The organism is Leucobacter sp. NPDC015123 (assembly GCF_043080205.1).
Lineage (GTDB): Bacteria > Actinomycetota > Actinomycetes > Actinomycetales > Microbacteriaceae > Leucobacter > Leucobacter aridicollis_A.
Genome location: NZ_JBIBVH010000007.1, coordinates 106,126 through 120,798 on the forward strand (window position 1 = coordinate 106,126; position 14,673 = coordinate 120,798).

The window sequence follows — 14,673 nt, forward strand, 5'->3', positions numbered from 1 at the left end:
GTCGCTAACGGATCGCTTACCTGGTAGTGCGGCTAGTGGCCGAGCGCCTCCGCCGTCACTGCGCGTCGGGGCTCTCGTCCGCCGGCCCGATCCCGAGCAGCGCGTCGGTAAACGCGATGAGCCGAGCCATCGCTTCATCGTCAAACCGCGGCAGGATCGCAAGCTGGTCTGTGATGAGCCCCAGCGCAGCGTGCACCAACACTGTCGCCTCGCGGGCGTTCAGCTCCGGGCGGAGGTCAAGCAGGCAATCGACCCAGGCCTGGAGGGAGGCTGCCTGTGACGCCTGGACTCCGCGCAATTCCTGCGGGGTGAGATTGCCCTTCTCGGCAAAAAACACCCGCATGAGTTCCGGGCTTCGAAAGGAGTGCTCGATGTAGGTGTGGATGAGCGAGCGCAGCAGATCAACTGATGAGAGCGGTGACCCTTCGACCTCGGTCTGATGTGGGTAGAGCCATTGCGTCGCACGCTCGTACACTGCGAGCAGCAGTGCGTGTTTGCCGTCAAAGTGCCTGTACACGCCTGACGGTGTGAGGTCGACCTCGGTTGCGATCTCCTCGATCGTTGTCTCGTTGTATCCGCGCTCCCCGAAGAGTCGCACGCTTGCCTCGAGGAGCTGCTCTCGCCGAGAGAACGGCGGCGTTGAGCCCGCAGCCGTAGAGGCCGCAGCTTTAGAGCCCGCAGGTGTTGAGCCCTCAACTGAGGAGCTCTGAACCGCTGGGCCGTCACCCGCTGGACCGCCTTCGCCTGCCGAGTCAGCAGATGGCGAGATGTGCGACAAGTACGTCGAGACATCGACGTTCAGCACAGCCCACGCCGCAGCCGTGAGAAGTGCTCGCAGTCGGGGCCGAGCGAGAATGGTGTCGTGTGCGGAGATGCTCCCGAACACCGCAAACGTGCCGAGCGCCATGTAGGCCCGTTCGAGCTCGTCGACATCGGGCCTGTAGCTTCGGTGCGCGGCGATGAAACGGTCGCCGTTCAGCTCGAACCCAGCGTTCAACCGCTCCCGGTCAGCTTGCTCGAGGTAGCGGCCTTCCCACTTGTAGATCCCGCTCGTCGCGCGCAGTTCGATCGTAAGGTCGGTAACGACCCTGATGAGTTCGCCGAGAGCGACGCGGCCCTCGTCTTCGGTTGACAACGGAAGCTCCGCCGCATCTGCGGTGACCACAGCGAGTTGGTCAACGAGGAGCATGGCAGCGCTGACGAAGAGCGCGTACTTGCTCGGGAAATGCCGATACAGCGCGGGAGCCGAGATGCCGACCGAGTCAGCAATATCTTGCATGCTGACTGCATGGTAGCCGCGACGCGAGAACGCGGTCGCGGCAGCGTGCTCAATACGTTGCTTGCGGTCACGCGGGCGCACCCGAGGCGTGGTGGCACTATCGTGCTTGGACATGCCAAAAGCCTAGTGCGTGACAGGTTTTTGAAACCTGAGTCGCGCAAACAGCCCGAGGCCGAGCATCACGACAGCGCCCCAGGCGAGGCCGAACACCGCTGACAGGCCAGAGTCGATGAACCAGGTGACAAGGCCGGGAAGCGTTGCGGCGTGAACGATCGAGCTCACGAGGTCGTAGGGAGCGCTAAATCCCACTTCTGCGAGATTGACGAGGAGGATATGACCGCCCACCCAGAGCATGGCAAGCGCCCCGACGACTGTGAGTGCCCGAAACACCCACGGCATTGCCCGCACGAGGCCGCGGCCCGTTGCCTGCAGCCAGCGCGCTGGACGCTTGATGAGCCAGAACCCGACATCGTCCATCCTGATGAGGAGCGCTACGGTCCCGTAAACGGCGACTGTCATGAGGAGACCAACGACGATGAGCGTCGCAAGTCGAAGACCCCACGAGGTGGCTTCGATGTTTGCGAGGGAGATGAGCATGATCTCAATGCTGAGCACGAGGTCGGTGCGTACCGCGCTTGACACCATCTGCTTTTCGTCGGTCTGCGTGCGTTCGACGACCTGTTCGACGCCCCCAGCGTCGCCGTGGCTCAGGCGAATCCAGTGCCACACCTTTTCGGTGCCCTCGTATGCGAGGTACGTTCCACCGAGAATGAGAAGCCACGGGAAGATCCACGGAGCCCACGCGCTCAGCACCATGATCCCTACGATGATGATTGCTTTGTTGAGTAATGAGCCGCGCGTAATCTTCCAGACGACCGGGAGTTCCCGCTTGGGGGTAAGCCCCTGCACGTACTGGGGCGATACTGCCGCGTCGTCGATGACGACGCCCGCGGCCTTTGCGGAGGCCTTCGCGGCCCCGGCGACGACGTCGTCGATCGATGCCGCTGCAGCTCGGGCGAGCACGGCAATATCGTCAAGCAGTGCGAAGAAACTAGCGCTCACGTGTGGTGCCTCTATGTAAGGGGAACGAATTGAGAATCAGGATAACCCGTGCGGGGAACGAAACCCGAAGGGAAGACGGAAGTCGCTAGGAATGACGGATTCTCACGTGACTGTGTGTATCGTTGCGGTGCAGGGAGCCCTGCGCGACGAATCGCGTGTACGGGATACAAAGGCGAGAATTGGAGTGCCGTGGGGAAAAAGCTAGTCATCGTGGAGTCGCCGACAAAGGCGCGCACGATTGGTGGTTACCTCGGTGATGATTACGAGGTGCTGTCATCGGTCGGACACGTTCGCGATCTCGCCGAACCGTCCGAGCTCCCCGCCGAGCTCAAGAAGGGGCCATTCGGCAAGTTCGGTGTCGACGTCGATAACGGTTTCGCCCCCTACTACGTCGTTAACGACAATAAGAAGAAGACAGTCGCTGAGCTCAAGCGGGCGTTGAAGGGCGCCGACGAGCTCTTCCTCGCAACTGATGAGGACCGCGAGGGTGAGGCAATCGCGTGGCACCTGCTTGAGGTGCTGAAGCCGAAAGTTCCTGTGCACCGGATGGTGTTCCACGAGATCACCAAGGACGCAATCGCAGAGGCGCAGCGGAACACCCGCGAGCTCGACACCGCTCTCGTCGACGCGCAGGAGACCCGCCGTATCCTCGACCGTCTCTACGGCTACGACATTTCCCCGGTGCTCTGGCGCAAGGTCGCGCCGAAGCTCTCGGCAGGCCGTGTGCAGTCGGCTGCGACGCGTCTCGTCGTTGATCGCGAGCGCGAGCGTCTCGCCTTCAAGACCGCAGAATATTGGAGCATCGCCGCACGCTTCAGCCCGGCTGAAGATGCGCCTGATCGCGTGCCGTTCGAGGCAAAGCTTGTGAGGCTCGATGGCAACCGTGTCGCGTCGGGCGGCGATTTTGACGACGCCGGCAAGCTGACCGCGAAGGCGACAGATGCGGGAGTCATCGCGCTTGACGGTACCCGTGCAGATGCGCTCGCCGCAGCGCTCGGCGATGGGCCGGCTGCACTCGTGCGCGCGCTCGAAACGAAGCCGCACACGCGCCGCCCTGCGGCGCCGTTCACGACGTCGACGCTGCAGCAGGAGGCGTCACGTAAGCTCCGCTTCAGTTCGCGCCAGACGATGTCGTTTGCGCAGTCGCTCTACGAGAACGGCTACATCACGTATATGCGTACCGACTCGCCGACGCTCTCGCAGCAGGCGCTTGAGGCGGCCCGCAGCCAGGCAGCCTCGTTGTACGGCGCCGAGACAGTTCCCGACAAGCCGCGTGTCTACACGGGTAAGGCGAAGGGCGCGCAGGAGGCGCACGAGGCGATCCGTCCAGCTGGCGACACGTTTGTGCGGCCGAGCGAGCTCAAGGGCAAACTCACTCAGGGCGAGTTCTCGCTCTACGACCTCATCTGGAAGCGCACTGTCGCGAGCCAGATGGCAGACGCGAAGGGCTCGACAGCCACGGTCACCCTCGGCGTCGCGGTCGCCGAGGGGTCTGCGGCGACAGATGCCGAGTTCACCGCCAGCGGCACTGTGATTACGTTCCCAGGGTTCCTCCTCGCATACGAAGAGGGCAAGGACGAGAAGCGCGGCGACGCGGAGAAGTCGAACGTGTCGCTCCCGCAGCTCACCGAGGGGCAGGCACTCGGGATCAGCGAGCCGCTCGCTAAGCAGCACGAGACGAGCCCGCCGCCGCGCTACACCGAGGCGAGCCTCACGAAGCGCTTCGAGGAGCTCGGGATCGGGCGACCGTCGACCTACTCGTCGACGATCTCAACGATTATGGATCGCGGCTACGTCTCGAAGCAGGGCCAAGCGCTCGTGCCGAGCTGGATCGCGTTCTCAGTGGTGCGCCTGCTCGAAGAACACTTCGCGGCGCTCGTCGACTACGACTTCACCGCCGAGATGGAGAGCGACCTCGACGAGATCGCCGCCGGCCAGACTGACCGTTCGGAGTGGCTGAAGGAGTTCTACTTCGGCACCGACAATCATCCGGGTCTTCGCGGCGTCGTTGACAATCTCGGTGAGATCGATGCGCGCGCGATCAACACGATCCGAATCGACGACCAGATTTCGCTTCGCAATGGCAAGTACGGCCCGTATCTCGAGGTCTTCGACGAGAAGAGCGAGGTTGACGAGAACGGTGAGCTGAAGCCCCGCAGCGTGAACATCCCCGACGGGATGGCCCCCGACGAGCTCACCCCCGAACGCGCCCACGAGCTCGCTGACGCCGAGCCCGCTGAGGATCGCGTTGTCGGCCTGCACCCTGTCACTGGCAAGCGCGTCATCGCGAAGAATGGCCGCTTCGGGCCGTACGTGCAGGAGCTGCCGAACGACGACGAGGAGCTACCGAAGGGCGAGAAGCCTCGTACCGCGTCGCTCTTCAAATCGATGGATCCTGCGACTGTCGACCTCGATACCGCCGTGGCGCTTCTCGACCTGCCCCGCATTGTCGGCAACGACCCGGAGTCTGGCGACCCGATCACCGCGCAGAACGGTCGCTACGGCCCCTACCTCAAGAAGGGCACGGAGACCCGCACGCTGCCGAGCGAAGATTCGATCTTCTCGATCGACCTCCCCGGCGCCCTCGAGGTGCTTGCTCAGCCGAAGTACGGCGCACGCAAGGCGAGCTCGGCGCTGAAGGAATTCGACGCCGACCCCGTGAGCGGCAAGCCCGTGAAGGTGAAGGACGGCAGGTTCGGCCCGTACGTCACTGACGGCGAGACGAACGCGACGATCCCGCGCGGCGACTCCGTCGATGAGATCACGTTCGAGCGCGCGATCGACCTGCTCGCGATCAAGCGCGCGAAGGGCCCGGCGAAGAAGAAAGCGCCGGCCAAGAAGAAGGCGCCAGCGAAGAAGCCTGCAGCGAAGAAGCCAGCCGCGAAGAAGCCAGCCGCGAAGAAGTCCACGGCAGCGAAGAAGGACGTGGATCCGGCCCGCTCCGCCGCGGCGAAGAAGGCAGCCGAGACCCGCAAGGCCAACGCCGCGAAGAAGGCAGCGGAGGCTGCCGCTGCGGCCGAGACCGCAGAGTAGGCCCGGCGTGTTCATTACCCTCGAAGGCGGGGATAGCGTCGGCAAGACGACGCAGGCGGCGCTGCTCGACGCGTGGCTGACAGGCGAGGGCCGTGAGGTCGTGCGCACCCGGGAACCCGGCGGCACGCCGCTCGGAGTCGAAGTGCGCCGGCTGCTGCTGCACGGCGGCGACGAGATCGGCGCGGTCGATCCGCGCGCCGAGGCGCTGCTCTACGCGGCGGACCGCGCACAGCACGTCGCGAAGGTCGTTCTGCCCGCGATCGAGCGGGGTGCGGTCGTCGTGCAGGATCGGTACATCGACTCCTCCCTCGCATACCAGGGCGCCGGCCGTGTGCTCGATGTTGATGAGGTTCGCCGCATCAGCGAGTGGGCGGTCGGGGGGCTGTGGCCAGACGTCACGGTGCTGTTCGATCTCGCGCCAGAGATCGCGGCTGCCAGACGCTCGTCGCGCGAGGACGACAGGCTGGAGTCGGAGCGGCAGGAGTTCCATGTCGCGGTCCGTGCGGCGTATCACCAGCTGGCTGCGGCATCGCCGGAGCGTTTCCTTGTGGTCGACGCCTCGGGAACCCCAGACGAGATCCACGCCGTCGTTCGCGCCCGGGTCGCGCAGCGCCTCGCCGCCGCCTGACTTCCGTTATCTGCCGGTCGATACGGGTCGATGCAGGGTGATACGGGTTGATGCCGGTCGATACGGGTCGATGCCGGTTGATGCCGGTTGATACCGCGAGCGAGGCACTTCTCTGCAAGACAGCACTTTTCTCGCAGTGGGGAACTACCTGTTTGGCGGGAAAAGGACTCTTTGGTGGGAAGGGACTGTTTGGTGGGGAACTACCTGTTTGGTGGGGAGCTCCCTGTTGGGCGAGGGGCGTGAGGCTGTGCCGTGCTCATTCCGCGTGAGTGTGGCCGCCGGCCTCAGTTTCGATGCCGAAGAGCGTCTCGAGTGCCTCGGCAGCGGCAGGCACTCGGCCCTCACGCCCGAGTGTGCGGATCCGCGTCATTGGCGTGTGCAGCAGCTTGCCGGTGAACCTTCGCAGCGCGGCCTCGTAGTCGGCCGTGACGAAGGAAGCATCGGAGCCGGCAGTGCCGGAGTCCACGCCAGTATCCGCACGCGCACCAGCGACTGAACCGGCGACAGTGGCGGAGGCCGTGCTCGCGGGCAATCCTGGGCCAACGCTCGACCCCGCAGCGGCAGTCGCCTGCGAGGCGGTCCGGGCCCGGCAGAGCTCGTCTTCAAGGATGCCCATGACGTGCTTGCGGAGGGCAAGCAGCGCGGGCAGCGCGTCCCGTTCAGCCCGGGAAGCGGAGAACTCGTCGGCGGCCTGCCGCACGATCTCGTGGGCCTCGGCGGCGGTGCTGAGCTCTTCGACGGGGGCATGCTTTGAGACCGTCTCGAGGTCGAGCAGTTCGATCCCAGGGAGCTCGGCGACTGCGTGCTCGATGTTCCGGGGCATCCCGAGGTCGATGAGCAGTCGCTCGTTCGATGCGGCCGCTTCTTGTCGCAGCAGCTCGGCCGTGAGCACGGGCTCCTCCGCGCGGGTGCAAGCGATGACGACGTCGGCGGCGTTGAGCGCCTCCGCGAGTCCGCCCTGGGGTACGACGACGAGGTCGTGCTCTGCGGCGTAGGTTTCGGCCCTGCCCGAGGGGGAGTACACCCGAATCGTGCCTGCCCCGCGCGCCCGCAGCGCGGCCACCGTCGCGCCAGCGTAGGCGCCCGTGCCGATGAGCAGCACGCGTGCGGAGCCCCAGTCGGCCACGCGGGCCTCCGCCATCCGCAGCGCGAGGCGTACGAGCGACCTGCCAGCCGAGCGGATGTCGGTGCGGTGCCCCACCTCACGTGAGGTACGTGTTGCGGTTCTGAAGAGGTGCTCAAGGTCGTGGGTGAGCGTGCCGCGTGCCCGTGCGTCATCGTGGGCCCGCCTCACCTGACCCGCGATCTCGCTTTCGCCGACCACGGCTGACTGCAGGCCGGCGGCGACGGCGAAGAGGTGCGCTGCGGTGTCGTGATCGGTGGTGCTGCTTGCGGCGGCCGCAAGTTCTGCAACTTCGATCCCCGAGGCCGCAGCGATGCGCGCGAGCACAGGCTCTGGCCTGCCTTGGCCCGTCTCGGCGTACACCTCGAAGCGGTTGCACGTCGCGAGCACGACAGATCCAACGGTGAGCGTGGGGTCGTCGAGCCCCGCCGCGATGTCCTCGGAGCGCTTGGAGAGGGCCTCAAGGAGCTCGAACGGCGCGCGTTCGAGGCTGAAAGAAAGGGAAAGAAGCATGCGCGTTTCTGTGATCGTGTGGGTGATCTGGCTGACGAAAAGCAAGCAAATCACGCGAACCTGAGCACATCAGATTTATCACATCAGATCTATGGGTTACTATCTCGGCGATGAAACTTCTCAGTGAAACCCACCCGCTCGTCGCCGGGCGTACAAGCAACTCCTCACTTGTTCGGGCCCTCCGCGCCGAGCGGCCCGAACGCGTGCCAGTCTGGTTCATGCGTCAGGCAGGGCGCTCGCTGCCCGAATACCGCGCGCTCCGCTCCGAGCATCGTATGCTCGACGCCTGTTTGAACCCCGAACTTGCGAGCGAGATCACGCTGCAGCCTGTGCGCCGGCACGGCGTCGATGCCGCGGTGTTCTTCAGTGACATTGTGGTTCCGCTGCTGCTCGCTGGCGTCGACGTTGACCTTGTCGCCGGCGTCGGGCCCGTCTTTGCGGAACCCGTGCATACCGCCGAGGATGTGGCGCGGTGCCGTGCCGAGTACACTCCCGAGCGGCTCCGAGAGGCACTCGAGCCGATCCGCGAGGCCGTCGGTCTGACGGTCGCAGAGCTCGGTGAGACCCCGCTCATCGGTTTCGCGGGCGCCCCCTTCACGCTCGCCGCGTACCTCGTCGAGGGGCGGCCGTCGCGCGAACACCTCCGTGCGCGAACGCTCATGCAGTCCGATCCGGAGACCTGGCGGGAGCTGCTCGCGTGGACTGCTGAGCTCAGCGCCGTGTTTCTCGAAGCGCAGATCGAGGCCGGGGCAAGCGCCGTGCAGCTCTTCGACTCGTGGGCCGGTTCCCTGAGCGCCGCCGCGTACAGGGATCACGTTGCACCCGCGTCGAGGCAGGCGCTTCGGCTCGCGCGAGAGCTCGCATACCCGCATCCGTGGGAAGCCGGGGCGCAGGCGCGTGTCCCTGTCATCCACTTCGCTGTCGGCTCCGGGCACCTGCTCGAGGAACTCACGGCGCTGGATCCAGATGCCGTCGGCGTCGACTGGCGCACGCCGCTGGACGAGGCGAGCGCGCGCCTCGGCGGCAGGATGCCGCTGCAGGGCAACATCGATCCGGCTTTCCTCGGAGCTCCCGCTGCCGCGCTCGAGGCCCATGTGGCAGACGTCTTGGAGCGCGGGGAGCACGCCCCAGCCCACATCCTGAATCTCGGCCACGGGGTGCCGCCCGAGACCGACCCCGATGTGCTCACCCGCATCGTGCAGCTCGCGCATGCACGGTAGCACCCTTCGCGAGCCGCGGGTTGCCGTCGTCGGCGGAGGGGTCTCGGGGCTCGTCGCCGCACGCGAGCTCGCGCGCGCGGGAGCGGCCGTCACGGTCATCGAGCGCGACGAGCACCTCGGGGGGAGGGTGCGCGGAGCGGCGCTCTGCGGCGCGCCGTTCGACGTCGGCGCTGAGGCATTCGCAACCCGTGGGGGAGCCGTCGAGGCGCTCGTCTCCGACCTCGGGCTCACCACGCACATCGTGCATCCGGCACGGCTCGGCTCGTGGGTGGTGACCGCCGAGGGTGCTCGACCGCTTCCTCCGGGCGGCGCAGTCGGGATCCCCGTGCGGCCCCTCGCCGCGGAGGCCCGCGCCCACCTCGGGCTTCGCGGGGCCGTTCGCGCCGCGGTGGAGCCGCTGTTGCGCCGTGACCGCGCGGGTTCCGCGGCGTCTGACGTGCCCGGGACGCTCGGCGCGCTCGTCAGGCGCCGCCTTGGGGAACGCGTGCTCGACAGGCTCGTCCGCCCAATCGCCCTCGGCGTCTATTCGACGGATCCAGATCGGCTCGAACTGTCGGCAGTGCCAGGGCTCGCCGCCGCCTACGCCCGCACGGGCTCGCTCGTGCGCGCGGCCCGCCAGCTGCGCGACGCAAGCGCTCACGCGGGGGGAGCGGTTGCCGCGCTCGCCGGTGGGATGACGGCGCTCACTGGCGCGCTCGTTGCAGACGTTAGAGACCGCGGTGTCGAGATCCGCACGGGCACTCGAGTTGTCGAGCTCACGCGCGGTGTCTCGGAGCATCCCGCTGCACCGGGTCGGCGCTCGGAGCCGCAGTGGATGCTGCGCGACAGTGTAGGCAAAACGATCCTCCGCTGCGACGCTGTGCTCCTCGCGGTCCCCGAGTCTGTCGCCGCGACACTGCTCGCCGAGCGCACGCCGCCCCCACGCGAGCACGATATCGAGGTCGTCGCGCTCGCGGTCGCAGACACACGACTTGATGCCGCCCCGCGAGGTCCCGGCGCGCTCGTCGCCGACGGCGCCGGCATCGCGGCGAAAGCGCTCACTCACGTGACCGCGAAGTGGCCGGATCGGGCTGCGACAGTACCGGCTGGAACCCACGTGCTCAGGCTCTCCTACGGTCGCGCTGGCGTGGCCCCAGAGACGGCTGGTCTCTCCGATACAGAGACGCTTGGACTCGCGTGCCGCGACGCCTCGCTGATCCTCGGCGTGCCGATTGACAGCGCCGCTGTGCGCGACTGGGTGCGCCAGCCGTGGATCGTCGGCGCACCGCCCGGGCCGACCCCGCGGCTCCTCCCGCCCCCTGGTGTCGACGTTGCCGGCGATTGGGTCAGCGGTACGGGGCTCGCCTCCGTCGTTCCCGGCGCCCGCGCAGCCGCCGCCCGACTCCTCACACACCTCTCACCCATGAACGAAAGCTCGGTATCGTCAGCATGACCGTCACTTCTCTCACCACAACGCCAACGGCAGCGGGCGGCGAGGCCCCCAGCGTCGTGGAGCCTGGAGCCGTCAGCCGCGCCGACGGCGCAGTCGCAGCGTCGTCTGGGCTCCTGCGCATCGGCACCCGAGGCAGTGCGCTCGCAGTCTCGCAGACAACGACCGTTGCCGAGGCGATCGCGCGGGCGACTGGGGTCGATGTGGTGCTCGTCATCATCACGACCCACGGCGACGTGTCGCGGGCCCCGCTCGCTCAGCTCGGTGGCACCGGCGTCTTCGTGAGCGCGCTGCGCGAGGCGCTCGTCGCCGGTGAGTGCGACCTCGCGGTGCACTCATTGAAGGATCTGCCCACCGGCCCGTGCGACGGGATCGCGCTCGGGGCGGTCCCGGCTCGCGCAGATCCCAGGGACGCGCTCTGCGCGCGCGCTGGCATGACGCTCGAGACGCTGCCTGTCGGAGCGAGGGTCGGCACAGGATCCCCGAGGCGCGCCGCGCAGCTCCTCGCACGACGGCCAGACCTTCAGGTCTCGGACATCCGCGGCAATGTCGACACCCGGCTCGCCAGGATCTCAGATGACCTCGATGCAGTCGTGCTCGCCGCGGCGGGACTCGACAGGATCGGCCGAAGCGACGCCATCTCTGAGCGGTTCTCACTTGAAACAGCGCCGCCAGCACCGGGCCAGGGCGCTCTCGCGATAGAAGTGCGCGACGGCGACACCGATCTTCCAGTGATGCGCCGGGCGCTCGCCGCGTTGAACGACCCGCGCGCACGCGCAGAAGCGATTGCGGAGCGTGCGCTGCTCTGCACCCTCGAGGCGGGCTGCGCCGCCCCGATCGGGGCGACTGCGGCGATCACCGACGACACGCTGACGCTCTCGGCAACTGTCTACAAGCTCGACGGCAGCGAGCAGCTCACCGCGACCGCAAGTGCCCCGTGGGAGCCGGGAATGCGGGATGACGAAGCCCCAACCGAAGTCGGTCGACGTGTGGCAAGGGAGCTCCTCGACCGAGGGGCCGAGCGGCTTGCGCCGCTGGGCGGCACAAGATGACAGTCGAACACCAGGAGGATGCGGCGCTGCCCTCGCTCGGCGGGCGGATTGTGCTCGTTCCGCGCGGCGGCGAACGGGGCGAACAGATCGCAACGGTTGTGCGCGCCCTCGGCGGCGAGGCAGCTCTTGTCCCGCTCATCGAACAGCTGCCGCCGCTTGACCGCGCACCACTGAGAGCGGCGATCGCGCGACTGAACGCCGGGTGGTTCGGCTGGGTCGCCGTCACCAGTGTGCACGGCGCAGCCGCGCTGGTAGCTGGCGGGGCCGACCCCGGGAAGGCGCGTGTCGCAGCGGTCGGCCCGGCGACGGCGGCGCGGCTCGAGGCCGCAGGGTTTGCCGTCGACCTCATCCCTGCCGAGTACACGGGCGAGCGGCTCGCGGAGCGGCTTGGCTCCACGCACGAGTGGCAGAGTGGTCGCGCTGCTGGCGATCCAGACTCTGTCGCGCGCGTGCTCCTGCCGCTTTCCGACCTCGCCGACGAGACAGTCGAGAGCGGGCTGCGCGAGGCCGGCTTCGAGCCCGAACGTGTGACCGCCTACCGCACGGTTCAAGTGGCGGCGGGACGCGCCGACGCCGAGCTGAGGGCACGACTTGGTGCCGTGCTCGTCTTCAGCTCGTCCGGGGCGCGGGCGCTCGCAGACCGCTTCGCCCCGCTGCCGCCCGGAGCGCTCGTCGCCGCGATCGGCGAACCGACAGCCCGCGAACTCGCCAGGCTCGGAATTCCGGCGGCTGTGATCGCTGCCGAACACACCGCAGCGGGCACAGTGCACGCGCTCGCGGCGCACTGCGCGCGACTCGCAGGCGGGCCCCAAACTTTCACCGAAACCCTCAACCGAGAAGGAACCGAAGCATGACCCCCACCGTTCGCCCCAGGCGGCTCCGCGCGACGCCAGCGATGCGCGGCCTCACCACCGAGACTCGCGTGCACCCGCGCGACCTCATCCTCCCGATGTTCGTGCGCGAGGGGCTCGATGCGCCGCAACCGATCGGATCGATGCCAGGCGTCAAGCAACACACCCTCGATTCGCTTCGCAGCGCGGTCGCGGAGGCCGCCGCTGCAGGTATCGGCGGCGTGATGCTGTTCGGGATCCCTGCAGTGCGTGATGCGCAGGGCAGCGCGGCGGACGACCCCGCAGGCATCCTCAACGTTGCGACCGCGGCCGTGCGCGCCGAGGCAGGCGACGCGCTCGTCGTGCAGACCGACCTGTGCCTCGACGAGTTCACCAACCACGGGCACTGCGGCGTGCTCACGGCAGACGGCGCCGCAGTCGATAACGACGCGACCCTCGACCGCTACCGCGCGATGGCAGTCGCGCAGGCCGAGGCAGGGTCAGCCCTTCTGGGACTCTCGGGAATGATGGACGGCCAAGTCGCGGCGGTGCGCGAGGCGCTCGACGAGGCAGGCCACCCCGACACCGCGCTGCTCGCATACTCGGCAAAGTACGCGTCGGCGTTCTACGGGCCGTTCAGGGAAGCAGTGGACTCGCAGCTCACCGGCGACCGCAAGGGCTACCAGATGGACCCAGCGAACCGCCGTGAGGGGCTGCGCGAGGCCGAGCTCGACGTGCTCGAAGGTGCAGACGTTGTCATGGTGAAGCCGGCGATGAGCTATCTCGATGTGCTCGCCGACGTCGCAGCAGTGAGCCCGGTTCCCGTGTGGGCGTACCAGGTGTCAGGCGAGGCGGCCATGATCGAGGCGGCGGCCCAGAACGGCTGGATCGACAGGCGGCGCGCCATCGAGGAGTCCGTGCTCGGGATCAAGCGGGCTGGGGCCGACGCGATCCTCAGCTACTTCGCGACCGAGCTCGCGGGGTGGCTGCGATGAACGCCATGGCAGGTACCAATGCCCGGCTCGCTGAGCGTGCGGCACGCGTGATCCCTGGCGGAGTGAACTCGCCCGTGCGCGCGTTCGGCTCGGTAGGCGGCACGCCCCGATTCTTTGTCAGCGGAAACGGCGCGACGGTCACCGACGCTGACGATGTCGAATACGTCGACCTCGTCGGAGCATGGGGCCCCGCTCTGCTCGGCCACGCCCACCCTGCCGTGGTCGATGCCGTGCAGCAGGCGGCCGCGCGAGGCCTCGGGTTTGGCGCGTCAGTTCCCGGCGAGTACGAGCTCGCGCAGGAAATCATCGAACGCATGCCCGAGGTCGAACTCGTGCGCCTCGTATCGACGGGCACGGAGGCGACGATGACAGCGATTCGTGTCGCCCGTGGCGCGACAGGGCGGCCGCTCATCATCAAGTTTGCAGGACACTACCACGGCCACTCCGACGGGCTGCTCGCGGCCGCGGGCTCCGGGCTCGCGACATTCGGGCTTCCGGGCTCGGCGGGTGTCACAGCCGAAACCGCTGCGCAGACTCTCGTGCTTCCCTACAACAACCTCGCCGCGCTCGAACATGCCTTCGCCGCGCACCCCGGGGAGATCGCCGCCGTGATCACCGAGTCTGCGGCTGCAAACATGGGGATCCTGCCGCCCGACCCGGGCTTTACGGAGGGGCTCATTCGCCTCGCCCGCGCGAATGGCGCGCTCGTGATCACCGACGAAGTGCTCACTGGATTCAGGGCGAGTTCGTCGGGGTACTGGGGCATCGAGCGTGAGACCATGCCCGACGGCCTGCGGCCCGACCTGTTCACGTTTGGCAAGGTCGTTGGCGGGGGCCTGCCGCTTGCGGCGCTCGGTGGGCGGCGGGACCTCATGGAGCAGCTCGCGCCACTCGGGCCGGTGTATCAGGGAGGAACCCTCTCGGGGAACCCGCTCGCAGTTGCGGCGGGGCTCGCGACACTACGCCACGCAGACGGCTCGGTGTACGAGCGACTCGCAGCCGCGGCTGACGCGCTCGCGGTTGAGCTCGACGACGCGCTGACCGCCGCCGGGGTCGCCCACAGAGTACAGCGAGCTGGGACCCTACTCAGCGTGCTCTTTGGGGACTACCCTGTGGCCCCAGCAACCTACGACGACGTCCTCGGGCAAGACACGAGTAAGCACCGGGCGTTCTTCCACTCGATGCTTGACTCTGGTGTGAACCTGCCGCCGAGCGCCTTCGAGGCTTGGTTTGTGAGTGCAGCTCACGACGACAGGGTGATCGGCAGGATCGCCGAGGCGCTGCCGGCTGCAGCACGCGCCGCGGCTGCGGCCTAGGGGCTGGGGCGGGCTGGGGTTGGCCTACACGCCGGCGGTGGGCTGACCCGGCACTGTAGTTGGGTCGCCCCGAAGGTATGTGATCGGCGTTAGAACTGTCAGGAATTGCAGTGTTGGGCATTGAGAGTGCAGAAAGCATTCGCAACGCAGGCCAAGCCAGGCCAAGCCAAGCCAAGCCCAGTCCTAGGCGCCC

11 protein-coding genes are annotated in these 14,673 nt (G+C 67.6%); 8 read left to right on the forward strand and 3 right to left on the reverse strand.

Features of this window, described 5'->3' with window-relative positions; genetic code table 11:
- Window positions 1–55: 55 nt before the first annotated feature.
- Complete coding sequence (locus ACF07D_RS13280; protein ID WP_391505216.1) at window positions 56–1,393, reverse strand: TetR/AcrR family transcriptional regulator; 1,338 nt, start codon at window positions 1,391–1,393, stop codon at window positions 56–58.
- Between the two features lie 9 nt (window positions 1,394–1,402).
- Window positions 1,403–2,341, reverse strand: a complete 939-nt coding sequence (locus ACF07D_RS13285; protein WP_391505217.1) for a DUF808 domain-containing protein — start codon at window positions 2,339–2,341, stop codon at window positions 1,403–1,405.
- Between the two features lie 189 nt (window positions 2,342–2,530).
- On the opposite strand from ACF07D_RS13285, the gene topA reads away from it, so the two are divergent.
- A complete protein-coding gene (gene topA, locus ACF07D_RS13290) occupies window positions 2,531–5,374 on the forward strand; it encodes a type I DNA topoisomerase (RefSeq protein ID WP_391505218.1) in 2,844 nt (947 codons plus the stop codon).
- 7 nt (window positions 5,375–5,381) lie between these two features.
- Window positions 5,382–6,002, forward strand: coding sequence for a dTMP kinase (gene tmk / locus ACF07D_RS13295; protein WP_391505219.1), 621 nt, complete (start codon window positions 5,382–5,384; stop codon window positions 6,000–6,002).
- Window positions 6,003–6,258: 256 nt separating this feature from the next.
- On the opposite strand, the gene ACF07D_RS13300 is transcribed toward tmk, so the two are convergent.
- Window positions 6,259–7,638 carry a glutamyl-tRNA reductase gene (locus ACF07D_RS13300; RefSeq protein ID WP_391505220.1) on the reverse strand — a complete coding sequence of 460 codons (1,380 nt, stop codon included), beginning with the start codon at window positions 7,636–7,638 and terminating at the stop codon, window positions 6,259–6,261.
- Window positions 7,639–7,748: 110 nt separating this feature from the next.
- On the opposite strand from ACF07D_RS13300, the gene hemE reads away from it, so the two are divergent.
- From hemE to ACF07D_RS13330, 6 genes are read left to right on the forward strand one after another with little or no spacing between them, the layout of a single operon-like run.
- Complete coding sequence (gene hemE / locus ACF07D_RS13305) at window positions 7,749–8,858, forward strand: uroporphyrinogen decarboxylase (protein WP_391505221.1); 1,110 nt, start codon at window positions 7,749–7,751, stop codon at window positions 8,856–8,858.
- Complete coding sequence (locus ACF07D_RS13310; RefSeq protein WP_391505222.1) at window positions 8,848–10,290, forward strand: protoporphyrinogen/coproporphyrinogen oxidase; 1,443 nt, start codon at window positions 8,848–8,850, stop codon at window positions 10,288–10,290. The genes hemE and ACF07D_RS13310 overlap by 11 nt, the downstream gene beginning before the upstream one ends.
- On the forward strand, window positions 10,287–11,339 hold the full coding sequence (gene hemC, locus ACF07D_RS13315) for a hydroxymethylbilane synthase (protein ID WP_391505223.1): 1,053 nt from the start codon (window positions 10,287–10,289) through the stop codon (window positions 11,337–11,339). Before ACF07D_RS13310 ends, hemC begins: the two co-directional genes overlap by 4 nt.
- On the forward strand, window positions 11,336–12,193 hold the full coding sequence (locus ACF07D_RS13320; RefSeq protein WP_391505224.1) for a uroporphyrinogen-III synthase: 858 nt from the start codon (window positions 11,336–11,338) through the stop codon (window positions 12,191–12,193). The genes hemC and ACF07D_RS13320 overlap by 4 nt, the downstream gene beginning before the upstream one ends.
- The gene (hemB, locus tag ACF07D_RS13325; RefSeq protein ID WP_391505225.1) at window positions 12,190–13,164 is read left to right on the forward strand and encodes a porphobilinogen synthase; all 975 of its coding nucleotides are present in this window, start codon (window positions 12,190–12,192) and stop codon (window positions 13,162–13,164) included. The genes ACF07D_RS13320 and hemB overlap by 4 nt, the downstream gene beginning before the upstream one ends.
- A complete protein-coding gene (locus ACF07D_RS13330; RefSeq protein WP_391505226.1) occupies window positions 13,161–14,480 on the forward strand; it encodes a glutamate-1-semialdehyde 2,1-aminomutase in 1,320 nt (439 codons plus the stop codon). The genes hemB and ACF07D_RS13330 overlap by 4 nt, the downstream gene beginning before the upstream one ends.
- Window positions 14,481–14,673 lie beyond the last annotated feature (193 nt).